Source organism: Bacillus sp. CH140a_4T (genome assembly GCF_008923725.1).
Lineage (GTDB): Bacteria > Bacillota > Bacilli > Bacillales > Bacillaceae_G > Bacillus_A.
Map to the genome: position 1 here is coordinate 58,253 of NZ_WBPF01000006.1, position 12,345 is coordinate 70,597.

The window sequence follows — 12,345 nt, forward strand, 5'->3', positions numbered from 1 at the left end:
TTTCATTTATCTTTGTTTTGTAGGTACTGCATGACAATGACGACAACGTGGTTCATACGATTCTGAAGCCCCAACTAAAATAATTGGATCATCAAATGCTGCTGGTTCTCCATCGATTAAACGTTGCGTACGACTTGCAGGAGATCCGCATGCAGAACACACTGCCTGCAATTTAGTTACATGTTCAGCAATCGCCATCAGCTGAGGAACTTGTCCAAATGGTAGACCACGGAAATCTTGGTCTAATCCAGCTACAATGACACGATAGCCACGATTTGCCAATACTTGCACCACTTCCACAATGTCCCCATCAAAAAATTGTACCTCATCGATTGCAATAACATCCATTTCTTCTGTTACATGGTTAAATATATCTTTTGAAGCTGAAACAGGAACTGCTTTAACCTTTAATCCATTATGTGATACAACATCTTCTTCACTATAACGATTATCAATACATGGTTTAAATACAATCGCATGTTGTTTCGCAAATTGCGTACGGCGTATACGGCGGATGAGCTCCTCTGATTTTCCAGAAAACATACTCCCGCAAATCACTTCAATCCAACCATTTTGATTCATTAAGTACATTGAGCTCTCCTTTCATCTACTTTCCTAATCCAAAGTAGGGTAAAGGTTTAATATTTTTGCAAAAAAAACAGACAAGCGAATACATACACTTGCCTGTTTTATGTTCTTTATTACTTGATACCGTACTTCTTATTGAAGCGGTCAACACGTCCGTCTGCAGTAGCAAACTTCTGACGTCCAGTGTAGAATGGGTGAGAATCAGAACTGATCTCAATTTTTAGTAATGGATAAGTGTTACCATCTTCCCACTCAACAGTTTCGCTAGAGCCTTTAGTAGACCCGCTTAAGAATTTGAAGCCTGTGTTCGTGTCCATAAATACAACTTTATTGTAATTTGGGTGGATTCCTGCTTTCATTCTTTTCATCTCCTTCCGCCCTGAATCATTTTCGAAACAGAGTTTTTCATCTTCAGCTGCTTACACAACTATATTGATGAAACACATATGATGAAATTATAACAAGGCTAACTCCATTTTGCAACTACCTGTTTTTGTCTTTTTAAAATTAAAAGTGGAGGTGGCTCGCTCAGCTCTGACTGGCTAAGGTTCTCTCGCACAAAAGGTGCTTTTTACCTTTAGTGCGGGAGGTTCTTAGACACGAAGAGCTAGCCGCCGGAAATGGATATTAATTAAAAGCGCAAGCGGCTCGTTCAGAATCGCAGGACACTTCAAGCTCTCGACCCAAATATGATTTCCATCTCAAAAAACAAATTTTCCCATATATTACTCTCTCTAATATTTCCTTAAAAAAACATAAAAAACTCGCTTACCACAAAATAAGCGAGTCTCAATTTTTTCCCTTTACTTAGTTGTTACATATCTTTTTGAGTCTGCAACAATGTTTTGTAAAAATTCTTCATTTGTCTTTGTTTGACGAAGTTTACGTAAGAAACCTTCGACAAAGTCTGGTGTATCACGCATTGTTTTACGAATACCCCATAGCTTGTCTAAATGTTCTTTCGGAATTAATAGATCTTCTTTACGTGTACCAGAACGGCGAATATCAATTGCCGGGAAGATACGACGCTCAGCTAATGAACGATCTAAGTGAAGTTCCATATTTCCAGTTCCTTTAAATTCTTCGTAAATTACATCGTCCATACGAGATCCTGTATCAACAAGCGCTGTCGCTAAAATCGTTAAGCTACCGCCTTCTTCAATGTTACGTGCCGCTCCAAAGAAGCGCTTCGGTCTATGGAAGGCAGCTGGGTCGATACCACCCGATAATGTTCTACCACTTGGTGGAATAACAAGGTTGTAAGCTCGCGCTAAACGGGTAATACTATCCATTAAAATGATAACATCTTTTTTGTGCTCTACAAGACGCATTGCACGTTCTAACACAAGTTCCGCTACTTTAATATGATTTTCTGGCACTTCATCAAAAGTAGAGCTGACAACATCTCCTTTAACAGAACGTTCAATGTCTGTTACTTCCTCTGGACGCTCATCAATTAGCAGTACAATTAATTCAGCTTCCGGGTGATTTGTTGTAACACTGTGTGCGATTTCTTTTAATAGACTTGTTTTACCAGCCTTTGGAGGCGCGACAATTAAACCACGTTGTCCAAATCCAACTGGTGCGATTAAATCCATGATGCGTGTCGGTAACTTTTTCGGTTCCGTTTCCAATTTCATTTGGCGATCTGGGTATAATGGTGTTAATGCAGGGAAATGCACACGCTCTTTTGCTGACTCTGGATCATCTCCGTTTACAGCTTCAACTTGTAATAATCCAAAATAGCGTTCATTTTCTTTCGGAGGTCGTACTTTACCAGAAACCTTGTCTCCATTACGTAAATCGAAACGACGAATTTGCGAAGCTGAGATATAAATATCTTCTGAGCTTGGAGAATAGTTGATAGGACGTAGGAATCCAAATCCTTCTGATTGAATAATTTCTAATACGCCTTCCATGAAGAAGAAACCTTCTTTTTCTGCTCGAGCTTTTAGGATAGCGAAGATTAACTCTTTTTTCGTTAATTTGCTATAATACGAAATCTTAAATTCTTTCGCAAGCTCGTATAACTCTTTTAATTTCATGTTTTCTAATGCTGCAATTGACAAATTCATTCAGACACCACACTTTAACGTTATTCTCTTTTCACATGGGTAAAGGGAAAAAATACGGAAGGCAAATAATTAATAATGAAAGGCAATAAGTTCAAGTAGGGTAATATTCACTATTGTAACCCTTTTATCTAGTTTTAATCAATACGTTGAAACACAAATACAAGAAGCGAAGACAAGAAAATTTGTCTTCGCTTTTATTTGACCTGGTTCCAGTAGCTAGAATGGTCAAAAGCTCCAATGCACTGCGATTCTGAACGAGCCGCTTACGCTTTTTATTTAATCCAGTTCCAGCGGCTAGAATCTCCGGTCATTTCACTCTCTCACTCGAAGCAAAGAGCGCTTCAAGGTCGAGAGTTCCAATGCACTGCGATTCTGAACGAGCCGCTTGCACTTTTTATTTAATAACCAAGTTCGGTTTTTTATTCAAGCTGTGACGTCCGTCTACGAAGCGTACTGTGCCTGATTTTGCACGCATAACAAGGGATTGTGTTGTTCCTACGCTACCTTTAAATTGAACGCCGCGTAATAGTTCTCCGTCTGTTACGCCTGTTGCTGCAAAGATTGCATCGTCACCTTTTACTAAGTCTTCCATACGCAGGATACGATTTATATCTTCAATGCCCATTTTTTTACAACGAGCTAATTCAGCTTCATTTTGAGGCAGAAGCTTTCCGTGGATTTCTCCACCTAAACATTTTAATGCAACTGCTGCTAATACACCCTCAGGCGCTCCACCAGAGCCGAATAAAATATCTACACCTGTGCGATCAAATGCTGTATTAATTGCTCCAGCCACATCTCCATCGTTAATCAATTTAATGCGAGCACCAGCTTTACGAATTTCTTCGATAATTGCTTGATGACGTGGACGGTTTAAAACTGTCGCTACAACATCTTCAATATCTTTATTTTTCGCTTTCGCAACCGCACGTAAGTTATCGATAATAGGCGCATCAATATCGACCGCCCCAACTGCTTCTGGGCCAACCGCGATTTTATCCATGTACATGTCAGGAGCATGTAACAAATTACCATGATCTGCAATTGCAATAACAGCAAGAGCATTCCATCCACCAGCTGCTACGATGTTTGTCCCTTCTAAAGGATCAACTGCAACGTCTACACGTGGTCCATACCCTGTACCTAATTTCTCTCCGATATACAGCATTGGTGCTTCGTCCATCTCACCTTCACCAATTACAACTGTACCTTTCATCGGGATTGTATCAAATACATCACGCATAGCTGATGTTGCTGCACCGTCTGCCTCATCCTTTTTCCCGCGCCCCATCCAACGCGCTGATGATAATGCTGCAGCCTCTGTTACACGTACTAACTCCATAGATAAACTTCTTTCCACGATAATCCCTCTCCTTTAAGTCTTTATATTTCTGCCGTATTTTGTGAACCGTGTTTCTCTACAAAGTATACTTCCGCAAGTAGTGATGCTTCGCTTCCCCCTTGCGGAAGTATCACTTATGCGTTTTTCATCTCTTCAATTTCTTGACTTGTCATTTGTTCTCGCCAAATGTTTGCGCCAAGACCTTTAAGCTTGTCTACTATATTTTCATAACCTCGATCAATATGCTCAAGTCCGGTTACTTCTGTAATTCCATCCGCCATTAACCCGGCAATAACAAGGGCCGCTCCAGCTCGCAAATCACTCGCTTTCACTTTTGCACCTTGCAATAAAACAGGACCAGTTACAATTGCCGAACGACCTTCTACTTTAATTTGTGCATTCATACGACGTAATTCATCAATGTGTTTAAAGCGTGCGCCGTAAATCGTATCCGTTACAACACCCGTTCCGTGCGCCTTTGTTAAAAGCGTCGTAAATGGTTGTTGTAAATCTGTTGGGAAGCCTGGATATACAAGTGTTTTTATATCAACTACTTTTAAACTTCTATTACCGTTCACTGTAATTTGGTCATCGTTCGTTTCAACTTGGACACCAGCTTCTCTTAACTTCGCCGTAACTGACTCTAAATGCTGAGGAATAACATTATCAACCGTTACTTCTCCTCCTGATGCAGCTCCTAAAATCATATACGTACCCGCTTCAATACGATCCGGAATGATCGTATGGTGACAACCGTGCAGTGAATCCACACCATCAATTCGGATTACATCTGTACCAGCACCTTTAATGCGTGCACCCATACTTGTTAACAACGTGGCTACATCAATAATCTCTGGTTCTTTCGCTGCGTTTTCAATAACAGTTCGACCTTTCGCTCGCACAGCTGCTAGCATAATATTAATCGTAGCTCCTACACTAACAACATCTAAATAAATACGTGCCCCGCGCAATTCATCTGCTCTTAAATAAATCGCACCTTGTTCATTCGTAACATGTGCACCTAACGCTTCAAACCCTTTAATATGCTGATCAATCGGCCTCGGTCCTAAATGACATCCACCTGGAAGCCCAATAACAGCTTTTTTAAAACGGCCAAGCATCGCACCCATTAAATAATAAGAAGCACGCAATTTTTTCACTTTTCCATTCGGTAAAGGCATTGCAACCATGTTAGAAGGATCGACTACCATCTCTTCCTCCTGTCCATAAGTTACTCTTCCCCCAATTTCCTCTAGCAAGTCTCCTAACATTTTCACGTCCGAAATATTAGGGACACCACCAATAGTTACTGGAGTATCTGCTAAAATTGTCGCTGGAATTAGTGCAACGGCGCTGTTCTTTGCACCACTCACTCGAATTGTTCCATTTAAAGCTCTTCCGCCTTCAATTAGCAATTTTTCCATATTGAGCTCCCTTCTTGTGAATGTATTTACTTTCTATATCTCTATAGAAAGCTCCCCTTAAGAATCTCAATCACTCTTTCCACCCTAAAACTCAATAAATAGGAAACCATTATCTTCATTTCTCCTGTAGTACGACTAGATAAAGATTAACTATTCATCGAATTTACTTTATCAATTTAGATACATTATCACATTTATTAATAGGACTATGCACATTATTTTCTATTTCAAAAACAAAATGATAAAAATCTTTAGACTTGTTCACGCTTTCATTATACAACGAAAGGAAACCGTCTAAAAGACTAGACGGTTTCCAAAACGGAATTTTATTCTTACGCTTTACCGTTAGAACCGAATTCACGCATTTTACCAGCAACAGTTGCTTTAATAGCGTCGCGGCCAGGTCCAATATATTTACGAGGATCGTAAACTTCTTGGTCTTTGCTTAATGCTTCACGAACAGCTTTTGTAAACTCAATTTGGTTCTCAGTGTTTACGTTAATTTTTGAAGTACCTAAAGAAATAGCTTTTACGATATCAGCAGTTGGGATACCAGTACCACCGTGTAATACTAAAGGTACGCCAGTGAAGTCACGAACTTGTTCCATTTCAGCGAATCCTAAGTTAGGCTCACCTTTGTAAGGACCGTGTACAGAACCTAAAGCTGGAGCTAGGCAATCGATACCTGTTGCTTCAACAAGGTGCTTACACTCTGCTGGATCAGCGTAAATTACGCCTTCAGCGATGATGTCGTCTTCTTGTCCGCCAACTGTTCCAAGCTCAGCTTCAACAGATACGTTACGAGCGTGTGCGTATTCTACTACTTTTTTAGTAGTTTCAACGTTTTCTTCGAATGGGTGGTGAGAAGCGTCGATCATTACAGATGTGAAACCTGCATCGATTGCTTCTTTACATTTTTCGAAGCTTGAACCATGGTCAAGGTGAATCGCTACAGGAACAGTGATGTTCATTTCTTCGATTAAAGCTTTAACCATAGCTACAACTGTTTTGAAACCAGTCATATGACGAGCTGCACCCTCAGATACACCTAGGATTACAGGAGATTTTTCTTCTTCCGCAGCAGCTAAGATAGCTTGAGTCCACTCTAAGTTGTTCATGTTGAATTGACCAACTGCGTATTTTCCTTCTAGTGCTGTGTTTAGCATTTCTTTCATAGAAACTAAAGGCATGGTGAATCCTCCTAAAAAACGTTTTTTGTATCCGATAAGTTCTTATCGCTGGTAGTATGACCAGAATAAGGTAAAATATGTATATTTACATACCGGACTTTTTTCTACACTCAATAGGATAACAACTTGTACTCAAAAACTCAACCGTATTCACCTGCTCAATAGTCCATGTAAACGCTTTTTTCCATATTTTTTATAAAAAATTCATTTTTTACGCCTCTACAGCAAGCTGATCTCTCACCGCTTGACGAATCTCATCAATATCAAACGGTTTAGCAAAGTGCATTAAAGCCCCTAAATCTTTTGCTTCTTGGATCATATCAAGTTCTCCATAAGCAGTCATTAAAATTACTTTAATACTCTCATCAATTTCCTTTACATGTTTTAAAATCTCTATACCATCCATACCTGGAATTTTCATATCTAATACTACTAAATCTGGATTATCTTTTTTCACGATATCTAAAGCTTGAAATCCATTCGCTGCTTGGAATGTCTGATAACCTTCTTTTTGGAACACTTCATGTAATAACACACGAATGCCATATTGATCATCAACGATTAAAATTTTCCCTTCCATAACTCCCAACCTTTCTGTGTAAATACAAGATTTAAAGCTTCTTATATCTTAACGATTAATTTTCGCTATTCTTTGGCAAATTCCTTCCTATTCTTTCTTATTTTACCGTTTCCTATTTTGTTATGCCACCTTCGATTTCACCTTTCTAAAAAAATAAACTATAATGAAAGCCGATAAACACGTACGAAAGGGAGTAACATTATGTTAAAAATTTTTTCAACTCAATTAAGTGGTTATTTCTCCAGAGTTTCTCAAAAAGAAGAAATGAATATAGAAGATAGCGCCCGTCTACTTGCTCAAGCATTAATTGGCGAAGGTTTCATTTATTTACATGGTACAAATGAAATGGAGGGTGTTGTTGCTGAAGCACTATTTGGCGCTGAACCAATGAAGCAAGCAAAACGATTATTTGAAAATGGTAAAGAAGTAGAAGTAACTTCTGCAGATCGTGTACTTCTTATTAGCCGTTTTTCAACAGATGAAGAAGTTGTAGCACTAGCAAAAAAACTTCAAGCTGATGGACACTCTATTGTCGGCATCTCTGCTATTCAAGAAGGTACTGAATCACTAGAACAATATACAGATGTACATATTGATACTAAGCTGTTAAAAGGCCTTATTCCAGACGATGAAGGCAATCGCTACGGATTCCCAAGTTTAATGATAGCTTTATTTGCATATCATGGAATCAAATTTACAATCGATGAAATGTTAAATGAATATTAAAAAAAGCGCCCTATTTCAGGCGCTTTTTTTATTACTTGCTCTCTTTATTCGTAATAGAAGCTCTTACAAAGTCATGGAACAATGGTTGTGGACGGTTTGGACGAGAAACTAGTTCTGGGTGGAACTGTGCTGCCACGAACCAAGGATGATCTTTTAATTCAATGATTTCAACTAGACGGCCGTCTGGGCTTGTACCAGAGAATACAAATCCTTCTTTTTCCATATCCGGACGGAATTGATTGTTGAACTCATAACGATGACGATGACGCTCATATACAACCGGCTCATTGTAAGCATTGTATGCATTTGTTTCTTCAGCAAGCTTACATGGGTATAGACCAAGACGAAGTGTACCACCTAAGTCTTCTACATCTTTTTGTTCTGGTAATAGGTCGATGATTGCATAAGGTGTGTCAGGATTAATTTCAGAAGAGTTAGCTCCTTCTAATCCTAATACGTTACGTGCGAATTCGATTGATGCAAGTTGCATACCTAAGCAAATTCCTAAGAATGGAACTTTGTTTTCACGAGCATATTGAATTGCAACGATTTTACCTTCTACACCACGATCACCGAAGCCACCTGGTACAAGGATACCATCTGTGTCTCCTACTAATTCTTGTACGTTCTCTGCTGTTACGTGCTCAGCGTTTACCCATTTCACTTCTACATCTGTGTCGAATGAATAACCCGCATGACGAAGTGCTTCTACAACAGAAATGTATGCATCTTGAAGCTCTACGTATTTACCAACAAGAGCGATTTTTGTTTTCTTAGAAAGGTTACGCACTTTATTAACTAGCGCAGTCCACTCTGTCATATCTGCAGCTGGATTGTCTAATTTTAAGTGATCGCAAACGATTTGGTCCATATTTTGCTCTTGAAGAGATAATGGAACCGCATATAAAGTATCTGCATCGCGTGCTTCGATAACTGCTTTTGTATCAATGTCACAGAATAAGGCAAGCTTGTCTTTCATATCTTGAGAAACAGGCAATTCTGTACGAACAACGATAATATTTGGTTGAATACCTAAGCTGCGAAGCTCTTTAACGCTATGTTGTGTTGGTTTTGTTTTCATTTCGCCCGCTGCTTTTAAGTACGGGATTAACGTACAGTGAATGTACATTACATTGTCACGACCGATGTCGCTCTTAATTTGACGGATTGCTTCTAAGAATGGTAGAGACTCGATGTCACCAACAGTTCCACCAATTTCTGTAATAACAACGTCCGCGTTTGTTTCGCGACCAGAACGGTATACACGCTCTTTAATTTCGTTAGTAATATGAGGAATAACTTGAACTGTTCCTCCTAGGTATTCACCACGACGCTCTTTTTGAAGAACTGAAGAGTAAATTTTACCTGTTGTTACGTTGCTGTATTTGTTTAAGTTGATGTCGATGAAACGCTCATAGTGACCAAGGTCTAAATCAGTTTCTGCACCATCATCTGTTACGAATACCTCACCGTGTTGGTATGGGCTCATAGTCCCTGGGTCTACGTTAATGTATGGATCAAACTTTTGAATCGTTACGTTTAAACCACGATTTTTTAAAAGTCTTCCAAGAGATGCTGCTGTAATACCTTTTCCTAAAGACGATACTACACCGCCTGTTACAAAAATATACTTAGTCATGAAAAAGCTCCCTCCTATTTTGCTGTTATATAATCACCGTTGCAAAGCGCAACGTATGTAGATAACACTGTATCCATCTTATTGTTAGACTCTTTTTATTTTCTAAACAAAAAACAAAAAAGAAAATTGCTCCCCTCATCACATAAAGTAATAAGTAGGGAGCAATTTTCTTTTATATTTACACTTTAAAAGTATTATCGTCCTTTTTTAAAGAGCCCAAAAATGATTCTACATGGACGATAATGAAAAGTCAAGAACTACAGTTCTTCCTCTTCTTCTTCTTCAGTTTCATCGTACTCAAGTTCTTCTTCAGCGAAGTCATCGTCATCATCTTCATCTAAATCATCAAGATCATCGTCATCTCCGTCTTCTTCTTCAAGAACCTTGTCCAAATCTTCTACCTCTTCTTCTTCATTTGCGTCTGCATCGTCGAAGTCTTCATCTTCTTCGATGTAGTCGTCAAAACCGTCCTCTTCAACTTTACGTTTCTTTTTCGGTTTTGGCTGAGGTAAGATTTCTTCATCAATTTGCTCATATGGGTACCAGCTACGTAGCCCCCAACGATTTTCTCCTAAATTAATGAAACGTCCATCGATGTTTAAATCTGTATAAAATTGTGCGAGTTTCGCATTAACTTGCTCTTGAGATAGTCCCAGCACTTGAGCGATTTCTCGAACCAACTCGTTGAATGTCGTTGCTTGTCTTTTATCCCCTAAAACGCTATGTACAACTTCAATCATTGAACATTCTTTTAGCTCTTCTGGTGAATATTGCTTAAAATTCACTTATGCGGCACTTCCTTTCTTCAAATATAACCTTATATATAACGGTCTGCTTAAAAAAATCCATACTATTCATTATAAACAAAAGTCGCACAAATATGCTACAAAAAAAACGGGAAACTTTAATATGGTAATAAAATTATAATTTGTCTATTCCTTATTTCGGAAACATATGCGCTCCTTGCAGTACATACCTAATTTGCATTTCTGTATATTCTTCAAGCGTATACAGTTTTTGCAGGGCCCAACGTCTAAATCCCCACATTTGTCCTTGTATGAAAATGTTATGTGCAAGAAGCTGTATCTCTTTTTTATTTAATGTAAATGTCCCATTTTCTGTACACTGTTCTAAAATATTCTCGAACATTCCTACCATTTGAAACTCCTTTTCTAATACGTACGGGAGTGATTCTTTCGGTAAAAAGCGTACCTCTTGATACATTATTAATACTTCTTCCTGCAATTCGTCCATCACTTTAAAGTAATTCGTTATTGCTATCTTTAAACTTTCTATACTTCCCTTTTCTGTACAAACTACTTCCTCTAATCTTTCTTTTACATGTTCATAAATACTATCACAAACTAAATACAAAACATCATCTTTTGTGCGAATGTATTCATAAAGCGTTCCGATACTAAATCCAGCTGCCTTCGCAATCTCTCTCGTTGTTGTACGCGGAAATCCTTTTTGTTTAAACAATTGCACTGCACCTTTAATCATTTGTTCACGCCTTAACGCGACTAATTTTTCATCTTTCACGGACGCATGTACATTATGTTTAACCATCCCCTTCACCTCTCTCTATTATTTTTTGGAAGGAAAAAGCGTAGGAAAATCCCTACGCCTTTGCTCCTACTTCGTTAACATACGAGAAATTACGAGCCTTTGAATCTCTTGTGTTCCTTCATATATCTGTGTAATCTTTGCATCTCGCATATAACGTTCTACTGGATAATCTTTCGTATAACCGTAACCACCAAATACTTGTACCGCTTCAGTCGTCACCTTCATCGCTGCATCACCTGCAAATACTTTTGACATCGCCGACTCTTTCCCATACGGAAGTCCTTCCGATTCAAGCCAAGCTGCTTGATATGTTAGAAGACGCGCCACCTCCACATCCGTTGCCATATCTGCAAGTTTAAAGCCAATCCCTTGCTGCGCCGCAATTGGTTTCCCAAACTGATGACGCTCTCTTGCATATTCTACAGAAGCATCTAAAGCCCCTTGCGCAATACCGACTGCTTGCGCAGCAATACCATTACGGCCGCCATCTAATGTTTGCATCGCAACTTTAAATCCTTGGCCCTCTTCCCCAAGTAGGTTCTCTACAGGAATACGGCAATCTTCGAACATAATTTCAGTTGTTGGTGAAGAGCGAATCCCTAACTTGCTTTCCTTCTTCCCAACTGAAAATCCTGGTGTATCACTTTCCACAATAAACGCGCTCGTACCACGCTGCTTCGATTCAGGATCAGTTAACGCAAAAACAACATAAATATCAGCAATACCACCATTTGTAATAAAGATTTTCGATCCATTTAAAATGTAATGGTCTCCATCTCGTTTCGCAGTTGTCCTCATTCCGCCAGCATCTGAACCAGAACTTGGCTCCGTTAAACCGTATGCGCCAATTTTCGTTCCTTCTGCCATCGGTCGTAAAAACTTTTGCTTTTGTTCTTCCGTTCCGAATTTAAAAATCGGCCACCCAGCAAGTGAAGTGTGTGCAGACAGCGTCACACCTGTTGAAGCACAAACACGAGATAGTTCTTCGATAGCAATTACATAAGCCAAGTAATCGCTTCCAATTCCACCGTACTCTTCAGGCCACGGAATGCCTGTTAAACCAAGCTCTGCCATTTGATCAAATAGTGCACGATCAAATCTCTCTTCTTCATCACGCTCAGCTGCCGTCGGTGCTACTTCGTTCTTAGCAAAATCCCGAACCATTTTTCTTATCATTTCATGTTCTTCTGATAGTTTAAAATGCATTCCCGT

12 protein-coding genes are annotated in these 12,345 nt (G+C 39.1%); 1 reads left to right on the plus strand and 11 read right to left on the minus strand.

What is annotated here, in order from left to right:
- Window positions 1–6: 6 nt before the first annotated feature.
- The 7 genes from F8162_RS06775 to spo0F all read right to left on the minus strand — a co-directional run bounded on the left by F8162_RS06775 (window position 7) and on the right by spo0F (window position 7,199).
- The gene (locus tag F8162_RS06775) at window positions 7–591 is read right to left on the minus strand and encodes a thymidine kinase (protein ID WP_000281086.1); all 585 of its coding nucleotides are present in this window, start codon (window positions 589–591) and stop codon (window positions 7–9) included.
- 110 nt (window positions 592–701) lie between these two features.
- Window positions 702–947, minus strand: a complete 246-nt coding sequence (locus F8162_RS06780) for a type B 50S ribosomal protein L31 (protein ID WP_000643447.1) — start codon at window positions 945–947, stop codon at window positions 702–704.
- A gap of 444 nt (window positions 948–1,391) precedes the next feature.
- On the minus strand, window positions 1,392–2,663 hold the full coding sequence (gene rho, locus F8162_RS06785) for a transcription termination factor Rho (RefSeq protein WP_001053898.1): 1,272 nt from the start codon (window positions 2,661–2,663) through the stop codon (window positions 1,392–1,394).
- Between the two features lie 394 nt (window positions 2,664–3,057).
- Window positions 3,058–4,023 carry a class II fructose-bisphosphatase gene (gene glpX, locus F8162_RS06790; RefSeq protein ID WP_000442336.1) on the minus strand — a complete coding sequence of 322 codons (966 nt, stop codon included), beginning with the start codon at window positions 4,021–4,023 and terminating at the stop codon, window positions 3,058–3,060.
- Between the two features lie 116 nt (window positions 4,024–4,139).
- Window positions 4,140–5,429: a UDP-N-acetylglucosamine 1-carboxyvinyltransferase gene (murA, locus tag F8162_RS06795; RefSeq protein WP_151630176.1), complete on the minus strand. Its 1,290-nt coding sequence runs from the start codon at window positions 5,427–5,429 to the stop codon at window positions 4,140–4,142.
- 332 nt (window positions 5,430–5,761) lie between these two features.
- Window positions 5,762–6,619, minus strand: a complete 858-nt coding sequence (locus tag F8162_RS06800) for a class II fructose-bisphosphate aldolase (RefSeq protein WP_001131858.1) — start codon at window positions 6,617–6,619, stop codon at window positions 5,762–5,764.
- A 211-nt stretch (window positions 6,620–6,830) separates the two neighbouring features.
- Window positions 6,831–7,199, minus strand: a complete 369-nt coding sequence (gene spo0F / locus F8162_RS06805) for a sporulation initiation phosphotransferase Spo0F (protein WP_000398592.1) — start codon at window positions 7,197–7,199, stop codon at window positions 6,831–6,833.
- A 201-nt stretch (window positions 7,200–7,400) separates the two neighbouring features.
- Here spo0F and F8162_RS06810 point away from each other — a divergent pair, with 201 nt between their 5' ends.
- Window positions 7,401–7,925 (plus strand): DUF2529 domain-containing protein, encoded by a 525-nt coding sequence (locus F8162_RS06810; RefSeq protein ID WP_151630175.1) that lies wholly within the window; start codon window positions 7,401–7,403, stop codon window positions 7,923–7,925.
- A gap of 31 nt (window positions 7,926–7,956) precedes the next feature.
- On the opposite strand, the gene pyrG is transcribed toward F8162_RS06810, so the two are convergent.
- The 4 genes from pyrG to acdA form a co-directional block, all read right to left on the minus strand.
- Complete coding sequence (gene pyrG / locus F8162_RS06815) at window positions 7,957–9,564, minus strand: CTP synthase (protein WP_016079639.1); 1,608 nt, start codon at window positions 9,562–9,564, stop codon at window positions 7,957–7,959.
- 257 nt (window positions 9,565–9,821) lie between these two features.
- Window positions 9,822–10,349 carry a DNA-directed RNA polymerase subunit delta gene (gene rpoE / locus F8162_RS06820; RefSeq protein ID WP_151630174.1) on the minus strand — a complete coding sequence of 176 codons (528 nt, stop codon included), beginning with the start codon at window positions 10,347–10,349 and terminating at the stop codon, window positions 9,822–9,824.
- Between the two features lie 154 nt (window positions 10,350–10,503).
- Window positions 10,504–11,133, minus strand: a complete 630-nt coding sequence (locus F8162_RS06825) for a TetR/AcrR family transcriptional regulator (RefSeq protein ID WP_000238598.1) — start codon at window positions 11,131–11,133, stop codon at window positions 10,504–10,506.
- A gap of 66 nt (window positions 11,134–11,199) precedes the next feature.
- The gene (acdA, locus tag F8162_RS06830) at window positions 11,200–12,339 is read right to left on the minus strand and encodes an acyl-CoA dehydrogenase AcdA (RefSeq protein WP_151630173.1); all 1,140 of its coding nucleotides are present in this window, start codon (window positions 12,337–12,339) and stop codon (window positions 11,200–11,202) included.
- Window positions 12,340–12,345 lie beyond the last annotated feature (6 nt).